Here is a 16,645-nt window from a genome sequence, read left to right as displayed (position 1 = left end):
TCCTCATCATGGGCACAGACCGCGCCGACTCAGACGGAGTAAGAACTGACTGAATGGTAGTAACAGGCAGTAACTTACAGCTGGGTTTTGGCGAAAATGCCAGGTAATTGGCATGTCTCGCCGCTACCCTCAGCTGGCGGAGAGTGCCTCGATCTCACCGGTCAGCAGCGATGCGCAAACGTCGAGCAGGGACTGTCTGAGTCCCGTCGACCGCTCGGCCAATGCCGACTGCGCCCGAACGTATTCGGCACGCCCCGCCGGTGTTTCGATGCGGATCGGCTCGTATCCGTAGTCGGTGAGGTCGTACGGGCTAGCGCGCATATCGAGTTCGCGTGCGGCGCAGGCGAATTCGAAATAGTCGAGCAGCAGGCCGGAGGAGATGAGCGGGGTCAGTTTGAAACCCCATTTGTAGAGGTCCATATTGGCGTGCAGGCAGCCGGGCTGTTCGCGGACGACCTGATCGGCGCGGGTCAACGGGTCCGCGTTGCGACCGACCGCGTCGGGGGTGAAGAAGCGGAATGCGTCGAAGTGGGTGCAGCGCAGAGACATCGATTCGACGACCGCATCGGTGCCGGTGCTGCCCAGGCGCAGCGGCACCTGTTGGTGTCGGACCTCGTCGGTCTTGTACACCATTGCCCACTCGTGCAGGCCGAAGCAGGACAGCTGCGCCGGGCGGGAGGCCGTGGCGCGCAGCAGTTTTGCGATGAACTCGACGGTGTCGCGGCGCCGCCCGATGAACGCGGGGTCGGCGGTATAGGCACCCGCGCCGGAACGTATGTCGTGCCGGTGATACCCACGAGCCCCGTCGTACTCCCGCGCGCCCGCCAATGCGACACCGAATCCCGGGTGCCAGCGCCGCAATTGGGCGGGCTTGTGTCCGTAGTACGTGAACAGGAAGTCGATCACCGGATGTGACGAACCCGCCGCGCGCCGCTCGAGATACGGTCCGACGAGCTCGTCGAGCCGAGCCCGGTGCGCGGCGGCCCTGGTCCGCCACTCGGACTCGGCCAGCACGATCATTCGATCACCCGGTGCGTCCCGTCGCGCACGGTGCCGACGAACTCTTCCACCAGATCCTCGAGCGCCACGATGCCCACCGTATTTCCACGGGTGTCCACGACACGGCCGAGGTGGGAGTTGGTGCGGCGCAAGCGGGCCAGCGCCTCGTACAGGGGCGTACCGGCGCTCACCGTCGGCAGTGGACGGATATCCGTGCGCGGGATGGGCGTATTCGGTCCGGCGCTTTCGTCGGCGACCTTGTCGAGCACGTCCTTCACATGCAGATACCCGACCAGCGAGCCGTCACTCGCGCGCACCGGATACCGGGAGAAACCGGTTTCGGCGACCGCGGTTTCGATATCGCCGAGCGTGGTGCCATTGCCGCGCAACGGAACCGAGCGGGTCGTCGCCAGCGGCACCATCACATCGCCCACCACCCGATCGGAGGTGCCGAGCGCCTGGGTGAGGCGGCGGTGCTCTTCCTCGTCGAGCAGGCCCTCCGAACGGGATTCACCGATCATCTCGGCGAGCTCGACACTCGAGACCGTCGCCTCGAGCTCATCCTTCGGCTCGATCCGCAACATGCGCAGCGACAGATTCGCCGCCAGGTTGTAGAGGGCGATGAGCGGACGCGCCAAGCGCAACCACATCAGATGCACCGGAACCAGCAGCAGCGCACTGCGTTCCGGTCCGGCCAGCGCGATATTCTTCGGAATCATCTCGCCGAACAGAATGTGCAGGATCACCACGATCGCCAGCGCGATGGCGAAGGCCACCGGATGCAGCAGCTGTTCGGGCAGGCCGACCAGCTCGAACGGCCCCTCCAGCAAATGCGCCACCGCGGGTTCGCCGACCCGGCCGAGCAGGATCGAGCAGATGGTGATGCCGAGCTGCGCGGCGGCCAGCATCATGGACAGGTTCTCACCGGCCCGGATCACCGTGTGCGCCTTGCGCTTCCCCTGTGCGGCGAGCGCTTCGAGCCGGTCACGGCGGGCCGAGATGAGCGCGAATTCGGCGGCGACGAAGAAGGCATTGCAAGCCAGCAGCACCACTGTCAACAGGACACCGAGGAGATCACCCATGGCTGTTCTCCTTCAGCACCGCGGCCGCCACCGGAACCAGCCGGATCCGATCGATACGCCGCCCATCCATCCGTTCGACCTTGGCGATCCAGCCCCCGTCATCGTCGTTCGGATAGCGATGCGAGGACCGCGGATTCGGCAGGATCACCTCATCGCCGGTAACCGGGATACGGCCGAGCCGGGTGAGCACCAGACCGCCGAGGGTTTCGTATTCGCCCTCTGGCGCGTCGTAGCCGGTGGCCCGGGAGACCTCGTCGATGCGTAGCAGCCCCGAGCAGTCCCAGCCGTCGGCTACCCGGCGGACATCGCGTTCTTCCTCATCGTGCTCGTCGCGGACATCCCCGAGGATTTCCTCGATGAGATCCTCCATGGTCACGATGCCCGCGGTGCCGCCGTATTCGTCGACCACCAGCGCGACCTGCATGCCGTCGGCGCGCACCCGCTCGAGCACCTCGTCGCCGTCGAGGCTGGCGGGCACGATCGGGACCGGCCGGGCGAGCAGATGCAGCGGGATGGTGTTGCGGACATTCGCCGCGTGGGTGAACGCCTGTTTGACGTGCACCACGCCGAGGGTGTTGTCCAGATCGCCATCGATGATCGGGAAGCGGGAGTAACCGGTGCGGCTGGCGGCGGCGATCAGATCGGCGATGGTGTCGGACTTGTCCAGGGATTCGATCTTGACCCGCGGTGTCATCAGCTCCTCGGCGCTGCGCTCACCGAATTGCAGCGAGCGATCGACCAGCTGCGCGGTGCGGTGGTCCAGTGCGCCGCGCAGTGCGGAGGTGCGCACCAGCGAGCCGAGTTCCTGCGGGGAGCGTGCCGAACGCAGCTCCTCGGCCGGTTCCACGCCGAGGCGGCGGACCACCCAGTTCGCGGTGCCGTTGAGGAAGTGGATCATCCACTTGAACACCACCGAGAACGCGATCATCGGGCCAGCGGTCACCCGGGCGGTGCCGAGCGGCTTCGATATCGCGATGTTCTTCGGGACGAGCTCGCCGTAGATCATCGACAGTGAGGTGGCGAGCACCAACGCCAGCGTGAGTGAGATGCCATGCGCCGCACCCGCGCTCAGACCGAGCGCGGTGAACGGCGGCGACAGCAGCCGGGCCAGGACGGGTTCGGCGATATAGCCCGTGATCAGCGTGGTGATGGTGATACCGAGCTGGGCTCCGGAGAGCTGGAACGACAAGGTGGTGTGCGCCTGCCGCACCATGCGCGAGCGGGCGTCCCCGACTGTGCGCACATGCGATTCGACGGTGCTGCGTTCCAGAGCGGTGAGCGAGAATTCGGCGGCAACGAACAACGCGGTGCCGACGGTGAGGGCGATGAACCCGATCAGGCTGAGCACGGTGAGCACGACGGACATCGTCAGCACCACCTGCGAGACATGCGATGAGCTGAATCGGATCGGGCGGCTGTGGGAAGGAGGGCGCCGGGTTTGTCACCCGGCTCGGTAGAGGAGCCCTCCTGTGTGGCGCCCTCGGACGCGGGTGACAACTTGTTCCTCTCGGCAAATGGGTTTGTTAAACCGGAAACCGGCAACCACTATGTTACCGGCCCACGCGCGTGCCCGCGTGGGCCGGTATTGCTGTGTTGGATTTGGTGTGTTTGATTGGCCGCGCCTGCGGTGCGGCGTGTTCGCGGCCCCCTGGTGTCTCGCATCCGAGGGGCCGAGACTCGCGCCTTCGGCGCATGCGCTTGGGCCCCTCGGATGCGAGACGGGCCGCGAACGGTCGCTCGTAAGACTCGCTCCGTAGTCGTCGGCCGGGGTGGAAATCTTCCGACTGTTGTCCGCCGCCGCGTAGGGCTACCAGCCGGACGGCAGCGGGCGGCCCTCGGCGAAACCTGCGGCCGACTGCACGCCGAGTACGGCCTTGTCGTGGAACTCGGCAAGGCTACGGGCACCCGCGTAGGTGCAGGCGCTGCGGACGCCGGAGCAGATGTGGTCGATGAGGTCCTCGACGCCGGGGCGTTCCGGATCCAGGCGCATACGCGAGCTGGAGATACCCTCCTCGAACAGAGCCTTGCGGGCGCGGTCGAAGCCGCTGTCGGTGGCGGTGCGGGCGGCGACAGCGCGCTTGGAGGCCATGCCGAAGCTTTCCTTGTAGGCATTGCCGTCGCGGTCGACGCGCAGGTCGCCGGGGGATTCGTAGGTCCCGGCGAACCAGGAGCCGATCATCACATTCGACGCGCCAGCGGCCAGTGCGAGAGCGACGTCGCGCGGGTGCCGGACCCCGCCGTCGGCCCAGATGTGCACGCCGAGTTCCTTTGCGGCGGTGGCGCATTCGGCCACCGCGGAGAACTGCGGACGGCCGACTCCGGTCATCATGCGGGTGGTGCACATGGCGCCGGGGCCGACACCTACCTTGATGATGTCCGCGCCCGCCGCAGCCAGATCGCGGGTGCCCTGCGCGGAGACCACATTGCCCGCGACCAGCGGCACACCGAGGCCGAGATCGCGGATGGCGCTGAGGGTTTCGAGCATTTTGGCCTGGTGGCCGTGTGCGGTATCGATGATGAGCAGGTCCGCTCCCGCGTCTACGAGCGCCTTGGCCTTTGCCGCCACGTCGCCGTTGATGCCGACCGCGGTGGCCACGCGCAACTGGTTGTTGGCGTCCACATTGGGCTGGTAGATCCCGGCGCGGATGGCGCCGGTGCGAGTCATCACGCCCGCGAGGCCGCCGTCCTCGGCGATGAGCACGGCGAGTTGCGCGTGCTCGGCCTCGAGCAGGTCGAACAGATCGCGGGGCGAGGTGCTGGCCGGTGCCTGCACGAAGTCGGTGACCGCGACATCGCGCAGCCGGGCGAACCGGTCGACATCGGTGCAGGACGCCTCGGTGACCACACCGACCGGCTTACCGCCGTCGACGACGACCACGGCACCGTGGGCGCGCTTGTGCATCAGGGCGACGGCCTCGGAGACCGAACGCTCCGGATCCAGCGTGACCGGGGTATCGGCGGTGAGCGAACGGCTCTTGACGAAGGCGATGGTTTCCGATGCCGCGGCGATCGGAAGATCCTGCGGTAGGACGACGATGCCGCCGCGACGGGCGACCGTCTCGGCCATCCGGCGTCCGGCGACCGCGGTCATATTCGCGACGACAATGGGAATGGTGGTGCCGGACCCGTCTGCGGTCGAAAGATCCACGTCGAACCGTGACGCGACATCCGTCCGATTCGGGACGAGGAAGAGGTCGTCGTAGGTCAGGTCGTACGGCGGTTGATGACCAGGGAGAAACTGCACTTAACCGATTCTAACCGGTGCGCCGCAGTTCGGTGCAATCACCCAGCATTCCCTCTGTGCCAGTGTTCACCTGATCTCGAGCCGTGCGTGTCACGCGTCGGCTTGGGCACGGGAGAGTTGGATTGTGGTCGCGCACATGATGATTACGGCGACGGTGATCACCGCGAATCCGATGTGGTCGGTGCGCAGGCGTTCGTCGAGGACGGTAATGCCGATGAAGGCGGCGGCCAGCGGTTCGGCGATGGTGACGGCGGGCAACGATGCGACGAGGGGGCCGGATTGGAAGGCGCGTTGCTGGAGGTAGAGGCCGGTCAAACCGGAGGCCACCAGAGCCCAGGTTTGCCAGCTGCCCAGCACGTGGATGAGGCCGCCGTCGAAGAGTTCGGTCACGTACTCGGTGAGCGCGGCGGCCAGACCGAACAGGGCGCCGCCCGCGGTGCCGAACAGGAGTGCGCGCCGGGTCGGGTCGGAGGTCCCGAGGCCGACCACGACGGCCACTGCCAGCACACCGAGCAGCGCGGCGAGCGGCGGGATCCAATCACGCAGGGGCGCATTGGTATTGCCCTCGGTCGGATCGCCGATGATCAAGAAGGCGGCAAGGGCTGCCGCGAGTGCGACGGCGGTCGCCCAGGTGCGCGGGGTGATGCGGCGGCGGTTTATGCGGGCCGAGAGCGGGAGCGCAAAGACCAACATGCTCACCAGAATCGGCTGGACGAGCAGCACCGCACCCAGAGTCAGTGCGGCGACCTGCATGGCGTAACCGCCCGCATCTCCAATGATTCCGCCCCACCAGCGCGGATTGCGCAGCAGTGAACGCATGAGCGACTCGTCCTCGGGCACCGCGGCCGCCGCATGCTGCTGCGCGACCGCGGCCACCGCGAAGAGCAATGCCGCGATCAGCGCACAGACGACCGCGCCCACCTGATGATTCGCCACCTGGTCAGTTTGCCCCGCGATTGCGGTTGCCCGGCACCCCCTGTGCCCGCCCGGCGCGTCGACGCGTACGTCCGGGCGTGTCGCCGCTGGTCGCAGCGGTGCGACCGGACCCGGCACCACGACCGGAAGTGGCCCCTGCGCCATGTCCGCCAGAGGTAGCGCGCGCGGATGAGCCCGTTCCGTGGGCTGCCTTGGCGGACCCGGCAGCCCGACCCGGCGCGGCCGATGCCGTGCTCGCGGTCCGCCCCGGAGCCGTGTTCGCCGACCCGGCGCTCCGGCCGCGGGCAGCCGTCGCCGCTGCTGCTGTGTTCCGACCCGTTGCGGGGGCGGCCGTCGGCCCCCGACCGGAGGTTGCGACACTGCGCCGATTCGAAGTCGCGGTGGAGCTCGACGAACCACCCGAGGACTTCTTCGCACCTCCGGCGCGACCACTCGAACCAGCACTACGCCGCCCGGCACCAGCTGAGCCCGCACCGCCGGAGCGTGTGCCGCGACCACGACCGCCGGAACCCGGGCCAGACCGGCGGCTCGACCTACCGACGTTCAACTCACCCTCGTCACCCACCGTGACCGCCGAGTTCGCCGCGACGATCGGTACGCCCGACGGCTGCTTCGCGCCGGTGATCTGGATCAGGCGCCGATCGCCCGGACGGACCTGCACACCGTCGACATCGACGCCCGCCTTGCGGGTCATTTTCTCGACCTCGGCGCGTTCCTCCTCGGTGACCAGCGTGACGACGACGCCGTCCTCACCGGCACGGGCGGTGCGGCCCGCGCGATGCAGGTACGCCTTGGATTCCGCGGGCGGATCCACGTGCACGACAAGGGAAATCCCGTCTACATGGATACCGCGCGCGGCCACGTCGGTGGTCACCAGCACCGGTGTCGTACCGTCGGCGAATGCGGCCAGCGTCCGCACGCGGTTGTTCTGTGCCTTCCCGCCGTGCAGCGCGCCTGCGGCGATTCCGGCCGCGCGCAACTGCTTGGCGAGCCGGTCCGCACCGTGTTTGGTGCGCACGAACATGATGGTCAGCCCGTCGCGGGCGGCGATCTGCGCGGTGATCTCGCGCTTATCGGCCTTGCGCAGGTACAGCAGATGGTGCGACATCGTCGCGACCGAGGCCGACGGCGGCGCGGTGGAATGCGTGACGGGGGAGCGCAGGTAACGCTTGACCAGTTTGTCGACCTCACCATCGAGAGTGGCCGAAAACAGCAGGCGCTGACCATCTTTCGGCGTCCGGTCGAGCAGCTTGGTGACCTGCGGCAGGAAGCCCATGTCGGCCATGTGGTCGGCCTCGTCCAGTGCGGTGATCCGCACATCGGACAGGTCGGCGGAGCGCTGGTTGATCAGATCTTCCAACCGCCCGGGCGTGGCGATCAGCAGGTCCACCCCGCGCGCGAGCCGGTCGGCCTGCCGCTTGATCGGTGCGCCGCCGACCACCGAAGCGACTCGCAGCCCGAGCGACAATGCCGCACTGTCCAGTGCCTTTTCGATCTGGGCCGCCAGTTCCCTGGTCGGCACCAGCACCAGACCGCGCGGACGGCCCGGCTTGGCATGCGCGCCCGCCAGCAGCGCGAGCATCGGCAGCCCGAAGGCCAGGGTCTTGCCGGAGCCGGTCGGGCCGCGTCCGAGCACATCCTTACCCGCCAGCGCATCGGTCGCGGTCGCGGCCTGGATCGGGAACGGGGCCTCGATGCCGTCGCGGCGCAGCGCCTGGACGAGCACGGCGGGTAGGCCCAGATCCGCGAAGGTGGTGGCAGGGGTGGAGGAGGTCAACGGGGTTGTGTGCCTTTCATGTCTCGGCGCGGGCGGATCCGGGCACGCGTGGTGCCGCCGAGATGGTTGGGCCCGGTCATCGGGATGCGGTAGGACCGGGTGTGTCGGGGAGAACCGGAGGAATCAGTTACGCAGCAGTCGATCCAGTTCGACCAGCCAGGGTACCGCGACGGCCATGGTCGGGACCACCAGGATGGCCGCCGACCCCAGATACGCCGCCGAGGCCACCCGAATATCGCCGATTCGGCCCCCCAGGCGCTGGATGCGGATCAGGGTGGTCGGCCCGCCCGCGGCGAGCGCGCCCTGCGGAGCGGTGGATTTGGCGCATGCCACCAGCGCGCGGGCCAGCGGCTTCGGGCCGGTCACCTTCACCGCCGAGTCGTCGGCGAGCAGTTCGATCAGCAGCTTCACCGATCCGAGCGCGGCCTTGCTGCGCACCACCCGGGGGAAGGCCTCGTGCACCGCCGTGAACGCCTCGAGCACCAGATCGTGCCGCGCGCGCAGGTGCGAGCGCTCATGGCTGACGATGGCGGTGACCTCGGCGTCCTGCAGGCTGGTCAGCGTGCCTTCGCTCAGTACGACCCGCTGGCGCAGGCCGGGCAGACAGTAGGCGATCGGCTCGGTCGAGGCGAGCACCCGGATATCGGCGGCGCGGCGCTGCGGTCCGCTCTGGTCGAGCAGATCGACGAGCATGCGGTGGCGCGCCCGGCGCCTGCGGGTGTGCACGCCGACGCGCACGATCGCGTACATCAGTCGCGCGCCGACCAGCAGGGTCAGCGCGAAGACGAAGACATAGGCCAGCCACAGCGGCAATCCGAGCGCGTCGATTTCCCGGGCCGGGGAGGTGGTCGGGCGACCGTTCGGTCCGGGGACGAGTAGTTGGGCGGCGATGGCCAGGCCCGAGCCGAATGCGCTGAGCACGGCGGCGAGCGCGATGGCCTGCCATAACACGAGCGCGGCGCGCGGAGTCCGATACGGCCAGGTCGCGCGGCTCAGCAGCGCTGGGGCAGGCCCCGCGAGAAGCAAAGCGAGACCGGCGAAGACCGGCGCGGTTGCGTTCATCGACTCAGCTCACTGCGTTGTGGGGCCAGGGTCTCACCTCGTTGTGAGGCCAGGATCCCAAGACTACTGCTTCGGCGACGCAGTATCTTCGGATGCCTCGAGCTTAGCGAGTGCTTCTCGCAACGCGTCCGTATCGTCCCTGCCGACCTGTTCGACGAAATGCACGAGCGCCGCCGCGCGGCTGCCCGCCACATCGGCCTGCTGCAATGCGTCGACCATCAAGCTGGCCACCAGTTCGTCACGGGTGTGCACCGGGGCGTAGCGGTGGGCGCGGTCGTCGCGGCGCTGGACCACCAGATTCTTCTTCGCCAGCCGTTGCAGCACCGTCATCACCGTGGTGTACGCGAGCTCACGGCGGGCGGCCAAAGCCTCGTGTACCTGCCGGACGGTCTGCGGCTCGTCACTGGACCACAGCTGGTCCATGACCGCTTTCTCGAGTTCACCAAGTCCTGCCATTCCACAAGTTTACGGACTCAACGACACAATTGCGTACTACACCCCGTCGTAACTGCCTGATAGCTGGTGTGTCATTTGTCATACCCGGGCAAAACGTGCCGGGTTCCGATGGGCACGATCATCGGACGGCCGGAGACCGGATCCTCGAGGACCGAGGCGTCGAGATCGAAGACCTCGCGCAGCAGGGCGGCATCGATGATATCGGCGGGCGCGCCCTGGGCGACGATGCGCCCGTCGCGCATGACGATGAGTCGGTCGCTGTAGCGAATGGCCAGGTTGAGATCGTGCAGCACCATCACCACGGTGCGGCCGAGGTCGTCGTGCAGCCGGTCGATCAGGTCCAGTACCTCGACCGAATGGGCGAGGTCGAGGTAGGTGGTCGGCTCGTCGAGCAGCAAGATATCGGTGCCCTGGGCCAATGCCATGGAGATCCAGGCGCGCTGGCGCTGACCGCCGGACAACTCGTCGAGTGAACGATCGGCCAGGTCGGCGATGCCCGTCGCCGCGAGTGCGGACATGACCTCGGCCTCGTCGGTGACCGACCACTGCCTTATCCAGGACTGATGCGGATGACGCCCGCGCGCAACGAGATCCGCGACGGTGAGGCCCTCGGGCGCGACCGGCGACTGCGGGAGCATGCCGATGACGCGTGCCACATCCTTGGTCTTCATCGTCGAAATCGCCTTGCCGTCCAACAGGATTCGCCCCTGCCGCGGACGCAGCAGTCGCCCGAGCGAGCGCAGCATGGTCGACTTGCCACAGCCGTTGGGGCCGATGACGGTGGTGACGACGCCGGGTGCGATATCGATATCGAGGCCGTCGACGATGACGCGGTCGCCGTAGCCGAGGGTGACTTCCTGTGCGGAGAGCCGCGCATCGCTGGTCATGACAGGGTCGCCTTCCGATTCATACGCACGAGCAGGTAGAGCAGGAACGGTCCGCCGAAGGCCGCGGTCACCACACCGACCGGCAGATCGACCGGGAAAAGCGTGCGCGAGGCCACATCCGCGCCGACTACCAGGATGGCACCGATGAGCGCGGAGCCGATGAGTGGTTCGCCGGGAGTTCGCAGCAGTCGGCGTGCGATCTGCGGTGCGGCGAGCGCCACAAAAGTGACCGGGCCGACAGCCGCCGTGGCGACGGACGCGGCCACGACGGCTGCGCCGATCAATAGCGTCTGCTGGGTCTGGATCCGCACGCCGAGCACGCGGGTAGTGTCGGTGCCGAGACGGAGTGCGGCAAGGGTTCGCGCGGAGCCCACCGCGACCACGACGACTGTGGCCAGGGCCAGCGCGGCCGGGACGAGTTTCGTGCGGTCCGCGCTGTTGAGCGAGCCATTGAGCCAGAGTTGCGCGCGTGCCGCGTCCTGCAGGCTGGCGCGGGTGAGCAGAAAGCTGATGCCGGACAACAAGAGTGCGTTCACACCGATGCCGATCAGCACCAGTCGCATCGGCGTGACGCCGCGGTCGCCGGTCACGCTGCGACCCCAGGCGAGGAGGTAGATCACGATCGCGGTGAGCAGACCGCCGGTCAGCGCTGCCAGTGGTGTGCCGACGCTCGCGGCGAGTCCCGTTGTCGCGCCGCCGGTTCCGACCAGTACCGCGACCGCCCCGAGGCTCGAGCCGGTGGTGATGCCGAGCATATCCGGTGCGGCGAGCGGGTTGTGCAGGATCGATTGGGTGATCGCACCCGCGATGCCGAGTGCCGCACCGACGACCGCGGCGGTGAGCGCGCGCGGCAATCGAGACTCCAGCACGATGAAGCGCTGGGATCGAGTGCCGCCGCCGCCGAGGACATCGAGTACTCGGCCGATCGGAATGTGGGTGTCGCCGAAGGCGATATCGAGGCAGAACAGCGTGAGCACAGTCGCGGCGAGCGCCAGAATGATGAGCGCCATGGTGGGGCGCGACACAATCGACACCGGACCGAGGCGCAAGGCGGGGCGGAGGCGGCGCAACGGCGCTGCCGACGGAGTACCGCCAGGCCCGGTCGCGGTGCTGTCCGGGGAGATTGCGTCCATGATTCGTTCGCTCATGGATGCTCCCCGGTGGCCCGCGAATTCGTGCGCGGCGATCGCGGTGACATCTCCCTCACAGGCTCACCAACTTCTTGCGACGAACGAGCAGAATGAAGAACGGTGCACCCAGGGCCGAGATCATCACGCCGACCTGTACTTCGCCCGGTCGCGCCACAATTCGCCCGACCACATCGGCGACGAGCAGCAGCAATGCTCCGAGCAGTCCGGAGTACGGGATCAGCCAGCGATAGTCGGGACCGGTGAAAACCCTTGCGACATGCGGCACTATCAATCCGATGAACGCGATCGGGCCGACCGCCGCTGTCGCGGCGCCGCACAGCAATACGATCGCCGCCAGGCCGAGCGCGCGGCTGCGTCCGATATGCACCCCGAGTCCACGCGCGACCTCGTCACCGAGGCTCAGCAGATTCAGGCCCGGCGCAGCCGCGACGGCCAGCACGACGCCGCTCGCCAAGAACGGCAGCACCTGCCAGAACACCTCGGCGTCGCGCCCGTTCACCGTTCCGACCACCCAGAATCGGTAGGTGTCCAGCGCGGCATTGTCCATGAGCACAATGGCATTCGTCATCGCCTGCAGGAATGCGGTCACCGCGGCGCCGGCCAGCACCAGGCTGAGCGGACTCGCCTTGCCACCGCCGATCGCGGACACGCCGAACACCACCAGCCCGGCGATCAGCGCACCCGCGAAGGCGAACCAGATGTACTGCTCAGGTGCGGTCAGCGCGAAAAGGTAAATGCTCAGTGCCGCAAGGAAGGCCGCGCCCGCGTTCAGACCGAGCAGGCCCGCGTCGGCGAGTGGGTTGCGGGTGTAGCCCTGGATCAGCGCGCCCGCGATGCCGAGCGCGAGCCCGGTGACCAGCCCGAGTGCGGTGCGCGGCAAGCGAAGTCCGCGCACGATCTCCTCCGCGGTCGACCCGGCGGGACAGGTGAACGGCCCGCCCGGGCAGCTGAGGGCATCGTGCACGGCGTCGTAGACGGTGCCGGGCGACAGTGATCGGGTGCCGATGGCGATGCTGGCCACGGTGGCGATGAGGAGCAGTGCGGTCAACGCGACGAGTCCGAGCCGACGATGGCGCGCCGTGTTCGTTCGTCGCGCCCCCGGCGCGATGGTGCCTGATGCCGTCACGGCGACGAACTACTCCTGACTGGATAGCTGGTATCCGATTGCTAGGTCTGGTAAGCCTAACCTATCTTTTCAATCCGACCCATCACGGAGCCGACCCGAGGAGGTTCGATGTCCGAGCCAGTCACGACCTACATGCCTCGCCAGTCCCAGGTGGCATTCGGTAGGGCCTGTGCCCGGTTGCGCTCGTTGCAACCCGAACATCCGCGGGTATATGCCGTCGCCGCCATGTCTGAACAGGGCAAACGGCGCTGGTGGCGGCTGGCCGACGGATTGCGCGAGGGACGGATCGAGCTGATGTATCGGCGGCATGCCGCGGAGATGATCAGCGCCGATACCGCCGCCGAGGTGGTGGCGACCGCGCTGATCCACGCGGTGATCGGCCGGGTGGTCGCGCTCCTGGTGGCCGAGGGGCGGGTCTGGGATCCGGGTCTCGAGAATCTGTGGCTGCACACCGACAATGACGGCGGCATCGACTGGGCGGGCCTGGCGGATACCACGATTCGGGTGCTCGACGGTGATCGGCTGGTAGGGGAGGCTGGTGTGGTCACGTTGCCGTGCGAGCGGGCGATGTACGTCTGGCTCGCGCATCGGTGTGAGCCGTCGTTGCGGTTGATCCAGCGGACATTGGCGGGTTGCGCGGGCCTCGGTGAGCGTCGGTTCTGGTCGCTGGTCGGTGAATCGATTGTGGGCGCAGCCACTTACGTGCCGGATCTGGCGCGGACGGATTCGCTGGTCGGTGCGCGCCGGGGTGAGGGGTTGCTGTCGACGCTGGAAGAGCGTGGTTTGCCCGTGCGACGCGTTGTGGGTTGCTTGGTTCGATAAGGCCCTATCAGTGGGCGGTTTGCTCGGCTCTACCCGCGGCGTCTCGGGGGGCGCGGCGAACGAATTGTCGTGGTTGCCGGTCGCGTGCCGAGCCGGTCCACCTGGCCGTGACGACGATCGGGCACGCTAGTCGCGCGTGGAATGGGTTATGGCAGAAAGTGTCTGGCCGTCCGCGCGGCCTTGGTCGAATGCGCCATCGCGTGCGCAGTCCGATCCGGCAAGAGTTGCCTACTTAGGTAAGCCTGACCTATAATAATTTCGGCGTTGGGATCGGCCGAGTGTTCCGGAGGGCTGCCGTGAACCCCCGATCCACTGCCGCGGCGGGCTCCATGTGCGTGTGGAGCCCGCCGCTCTGTCTCGGCGAGCGAACGCCGGGAAGTAGCCGTCGTGCGAGGGCCAGGATGCCCTGTGTCAAGGTGAATGCATGACACAGCAGGAAGTTGCCCAGTTCGAGTCGCTGGCCGACGTGACGCCCGAGCTGATGACCGAGCTCAGCAAGAACACCTTCACCGATCTGATCGGCCTCGAATTCACCGAGGTGACGCCGGATCGGGTGCGCGGCGAGTTGACCGCGGGGCCGCAGTTGCTGCAGCTGGCAGGCATTGTCAACGGCGGCGTGTACTGCACGGTTGTCGAAACGCTGGCAAGCGTCGGGGGTGGGGTCTGGTACAACGCCCAGGGCAATAAGGGCACCGTGGTCGGGGTGAACAACAACACCGACTTCCTGCGCTCGGTCCGCGAGGGCAAGGTCTTCGGCGAGGCGACGCCGCTGCACCGCGGCCGCTTGCAGCAGCTGTGGCAGGTCGTGCTCACCGATGGCGAGGGTCGCACGGTGGCGCGTGGCCAGGTGCGGCTGCAGAACCTGCCCGCCCGGGATTGATCGGCGCTCCCGGAACGGGCGTGCCAGAATTACCGTCACCCCGATCCATGAGCGCTGAGGAGCCCGGATGCGACTGTCGCCGCACGAGCAGGAACGGCTGCTGCTGAGCTACGCGGCCGAACTGGCCCGACGCAGGCAGGCGCGCGGGCTCGAGCTGAACCATCCGGAGGCGGTCGCGCTGATCACCGATCATGTGCTCGAGGGTGCGCGCGACGGGCGCACGGTCGCGGAGCTGATGTCTTCGGGGCGAACGGTTCTCACGCGTGCCGATGTGATGGAAGGGGTGCCGGAGATGATCCACGACGTGCAGGTCGAGGCCACCTTCCCGGATGGCACCAAGCTGGTCACCGTCCACCATCCGATCGGCTAGGGCGACCATGATTCCGGGTGAATACCTCTGCGCCGAGGGCACTATCGAGCTGAACGCGGGCGCCGACCGCATCGAGCTCGATGTCGTGAATACCGGTGACCGACCGGTCCAGGTCGGCAGCCATGTGCATTTCCCGCAGGCCAATGCCGTGCTGCGTTTCGATCGACACGCCGCGCACGGACGTCGGCTCGATATTCCCGCCGGTACCGCAGTGCGCTTCGAACCCGGTCTCGGCCAAAGGGTTTCGCTGATTCCGCTGGGCGGTGCGCGCGAGGTGCACGGCATCGGCCTGAATCCCCCCGGACGTTTGGACGGTGCGTCTTGAGTGAGCTGAGCCGCGCGCGCTACGCCGAGCTGTTCGGCCCGACCACCGGCGACCGAATTCGCCTGGCGGATACCGATCTGCTGATCGAGATCACCGAAGACCGCAGCGGCGGACCGGGACTCGCCGGCGATGAGGCCGTCTTCGGCGGCGGCAAGGTGCTGCGCGAATCCATGGGCCAGGCCCGCGCGACCCGCGCCGACGGCACCCCCGACACCGTCATCACCGGCGTGGTCATCATCGATCACTGGGGAATCATCAAGGCCGACGTGGGAATTCGCGACGGCCGCATCAGTGCCGTCGGCAAGGCGGGCAATCCGGACACCATGAACGGAGTGCATCCGGATCTGGTGGTCGGCCCGAATACCGAGATCATCGCGGGCAACGGCCGGATCCTCACCGCGGGCGCCATCGACTGTCATGTGCACTTCATCTGTCCGCAGCTGATGGACGAGGCACTCGGCGGCGGCATCACTACATTGATCGGCGGCGGCACCGGCCCGGCCGAGGGCAGCAAGGCGACCACCGTGACGCCCGGATCCTGGCATCTGGCCCGGATGTTGGAGGCCACCGACGCCTGGCCGATGAATATCGTGTTGCTGGGCAAGGGCAATACCGTCAGCGCCGAATCCATGTGGGAGCAATTGCGCGGTGGCGCGGCGGGTTTCAAGCTGCACGAGGACTGGGGTTCCACTCCGGCCGCCATCGATGCCTGCCTCACCGTCGCCGATGCGGCGGGTGTACAAGTGGCGCTGCACTCGGACACCTTGAACGAAGCCGGATTCGTCGAGGACACGCTCGCCGCCATCGCGGGCCGCGGCATCCACGCGTACCACACCGAGGGCGCGGGCGGCGGGCACGCACCCGACATCATCACCGTCGCCGCACATCTCAATGTGCTGCCCAGTTCGACCAACCCGACCCGTCCGCATACCGTCAATACCTTGGACGAGCACCTGGACATGCTCATGGTGTGCCATCACCTCAGCGCGTCCATCCCGGAGGATCTCGCCTTCGCGGAGAGTCGAATTCGACCCTCCACCATCGCCGCCGAGGATCTGCTGCACGATCTCGGCGCGATTTCCATGATCGGCAGCGACTCCCAGGCCATGGGCCGCATCGGCGAGGTCGTCATGCGCACCTGGCAGACCGCGCACGTCATGAAGCGCCGCCGCGGTGCGCTGGCCGGCGACGGCGCCGCCGACAACGCCCGCGTGCGGCGCTACATCGCGAAATACACCATCTGCCCGGCCATTGCCCACGGACTCGACCACGAAATCGGTTCGGTGGAGGTGGGCAAGCTCGCCGACCTCGTGCTGTGGGATCCGGCGTTCTTCGGTGTCCGCCCGCATGCCGTCCTCAAGGGCGGCGCGATCGCCTGGGCCGCCATGGGCGATGCCAACGCCTCCATCCCCACGCCGCAGCCGGTGTTGCCGCGCCCCATGTTCGGTGCCGCACCGCTGGCCGCCGCCGCGACCTCGTTGCACTTCGTCTCCGAACAGGCCATCGAGAACGGCCTCGCCGACCGCTT

At 67.7% G+C, this 16,645-nt stretch carries 15 protein-coding genes and 1 pseudogene; 5 read left to right on the top strand and 11 right to left on the bottom strand.

The genetic code is table 11. From position 1 onward, the window contains the following. Positions 1–129: 129 nt before the first annotated feature. From NP3_RS02635 to NP3_RS02585, 11 genes and pseudogenes are all read right to left on the bottom strand, one after another. On the bottom strand, positions 130–1,020 hold the full coding sequence (locus tag NP3_RS02635) for a hypothetical protein (protein ID WP_063037386.1): 891 nt from the start codon (positions 1,018–1,020) through the stop codon (positions 130–132). Continuing rightward, positions 1,017–2,081, bottom strand: a complete 1,065-nt coding sequence (locus NP3_RS02630; protein WP_063037384.1) for a hemolysin family protein — start codon at positions 2,079–2,081, stop codon at positions 1,017–1,019. Before NP3_RS02630 ends, NP3_RS02635 begins: the two co-directional genes overlap by 4 nt. Further along, the gene (locus NP3_RS02625) at positions 2,074–3,447 is read right to left on the bottom strand and encodes a hemolysin family protein (protein ID WP_063037430.1); all 1,374 of its coding nucleotides are present in this window, start codon (positions 3,445–3,447) and stop codon (positions 2,074–2,076) included. The genes NP3_RS02630 and NP3_RS02625 overlap by 8 nt, the downstream gene beginning before the upstream one ends. Positions 3,448–3,888: 441 nt before the next feature. Further along, positions 3,889–5,325 carry a GuaB1 family IMP dehydrogenase-related protein gene (locus NP3_RS02620; protein ID WP_063037382.1) on the bottom strand — a complete coding sequence of 479 codons (1,437 nt, stop codon included), beginning with the start codon at positions 5,323–5,325 and terminating at the stop codon, positions 3,889–3,891. A 90-nt stretch (positions 5,326–5,415) separates the two neighbouring features. Next, entirely contained in the window at positions 5,416–6,261 is an 846-nt protein-coding gene (locus tag NP3_RS02615; protein WP_063037380.1) for a DMT family transporter, read from the bottom strand. A gap of 433 nt (positions 6,262–6,694) precedes the next feature. After that, a pseudogene (locus NP3_RS02610) lies at positions 6,695–8,038 on the bottom strand (DEAD/DEAH box helicase); the annotation flags it as partial. A 123-nt stretch (positions 8,039–8,161) separates the two neighbouring features. Then, on the bottom strand, positions 8,162–9,100 hold the full coding sequence (locus NP3_RS02605) for a M56 family metallopeptidase (protein ID WP_063037376.1): 939 nt from the start codon (positions 9,098–9,100) through the stop codon (positions 8,162–8,164). 63 nt (positions 9,101–9,163) lie between these two features. Continuing rightward, positions 9,164–9,556 (bottom strand): BlaI/MecI/CopY family transcriptional regulator, encoded by a 393-nt coding sequence (locus NP3_RS02600; RefSeq protein ID WP_063037375.1) that lies wholly within the window; start codon positions 9,554–9,556, stop codon positions 9,164–9,166. Between the two features lie 71 nt (positions 9,557–9,627). Further along, on the bottom strand, positions 9,628–10,443 hold the full coding sequence (locus tag NP3_RS02595; RefSeq protein WP_063037374.1) for an ABC transporter ATP-binding protein: 816 nt from the start codon (positions 10,441–10,443) through the stop codon (positions 9,628–9,630). Beyond that, the gene (locus NP3_RS02590; RefSeq protein WP_084508055.1) at positions 10,440–11,591 is read right to left on the bottom strand and encodes a FecCD family ABC transporter permease; all 1,152 of its coding nucleotides are present in this window, start codon (positions 11,589–11,591) and stop codon (positions 10,440–10,442) included. The genes NP3_RS02595 and NP3_RS02590 overlap by 4 nt, the downstream gene beginning before the upstream one ends. Before the next feature lie 55 nt (positions 11,592–11,646). Further along, a complete protein-coding gene (locus NP3_RS02585) occupies positions 11,647–12,720 on the bottom strand; it encodes a FecCD family ABC transporter permease (protein WP_245720774.1) in 1,074 nt (357 codons plus the stop codon). Positions 12,721–12,828: 108 nt separating this feature from the next. Here NP3_RS02585 and NP3_RS02580 point away from each other — a divergent pair, with 108 nt between their 5' ends. The 5 genes from NP3_RS02580 to NP3_RS02560 form a co-directional block, all read left to right on the top strand. Then, positions 12,829–13,542: a hypothetical protein gene (locus tag NP3_RS02580; protein WP_063037373.1), complete on the top strand. Its 714-nt coding sequence runs from the start codon at positions 12,829–12,831 to the stop codon at positions 13,540–13,542. 481 nt (positions 13,543–14,023) lie between these two features. Then, positions 14,024–14,422 carry a PaaI family thioesterase gene (locus tag NP3_RS02575; protein ID WP_051181982.1) on the top strand — a complete coding sequence of 133 codons (399 nt, stop codon included), beginning with the start codon at positions 14,024–14,026 and terminating at the stop codon, positions 14,420–14,422. Between the two features lie 67 nt (positions 14,423–14,489). Further along, the gene (locus NP3_RS02570) at positions 14,490–14,792 is read left to right on the top strand and encodes an urease subunit gamma (RefSeq protein WP_063037372.1); all 303 of its coding nucleotides are present in this window, start codon (positions 14,490–14,492) and stop codon (positions 14,790–14,792) included. Between the two features lie 7 nt (positions 14,793–14,799). Further along, on the top strand, positions 14,800–15,117 hold the full coding sequence (locus tag NP3_RS02565) for an urease subunit beta (protein WP_063037371.1): 318 nt from the start codon (positions 14,800–14,802) through the stop codon (positions 15,115–15,117). After that, on the top strand, positions 15,114–16,645 hold a 1,532-nt coding region (locus NP3_RS02560), incomplete at its 3' end, for an urease subunit alpha (protein WP_063037370.1). The genes NP3_RS02565 and NP3_RS02560, both read left to right, overlap by 4 nt.

It is taken from the genome of Nocardia pseudovaccinii NBRC 100343 (assembly GCF_001613225.1).
Lineage (GTDB): Bacteria > Actinomycetota > Actinomycetes > Mycobacteriales > Mycobacteriaceae > Nocardia > Nocardia pseudovaccinii.
This window is presented reverse-complemented; position numbering and strand designations above follow the sequence as displayed.

Coding starts and splice junctions, on each gene's coding strand:
- NP3_RS02635 (WP_063037386.1), bottom strand. CDS start 1,020: ATGATCGTGCTGGCCGAGTCCGAGTGGCGGACCAGGGCCGCCGCGCAC.
- NP3_RS02630 (WP_063037384.1), bottom strand. CDS start 2,081: ATGGGTGATCTCCTCGGTGTCCTGTTGACAGTGGTGCTGCTGGCTTGC.
- NP3_RS02625 (WP_063037430.1), bottom strand. CDS start 3,447: ATGTCCGTCGTGCTCACCGTGCTCAGCCTGATCGGGTTCATCGCCCTC.
- NP3_RS02605 (WP_063037376.1), bottom strand. CDS start 9,100: ATGAACGCAACCGCGCCGGTCTTCGCCGGTCTCGCTTTGCTTCTCGCG.
- NP3_RS02600 (WP_063037375.1), bottom strand. CDS start 9,556: ATGGCAGGACTTGGTGAACTCGAGAAAGCGGTCATGGACCAGCTGTGG.
- NP3_RS02595 (WP_063037374.1), bottom strand. CDS start 10,443: ATGACCAGCGATGCGCGGCTCTCCGCACAGGAAGTCACCCTCGGCTAC.
- NP3_RS02590 (WP_084508055.1), bottom strand. CDS start 11,591: ATGAGCGAACGAATCATGGACGCAATCTCCCCGGACAGCACCGCGACC.
- NP3_RS02580 (WP_063037373.1), top strand. CDS start 12,829: ATGTCCGAGCCAGTCACGACCTACATGCCTCGCCAGTCCCAGGTGGCA.
- NP3_RS02575 (WP_051181982.1), top strand. CDS start 14,024: ATGACCGAGCTCAGCAAGAACACCTTCACCGATCTGATCGGCCTCGAA.
- NP3_RS02570 (WP_063037372.1), top strand. CDS start 14,490: ATGCGACTGTCGCCGCACGAGCAGGAACGGCTGCTGCTGAGCTACGCG.
- NP3_RS02565 (WP_063037371.1), top strand. CDS start 14,800: ATGATTCCGGGTGAATACCTCTGCGCCGAGGGCACTATCGAGCTGAAC.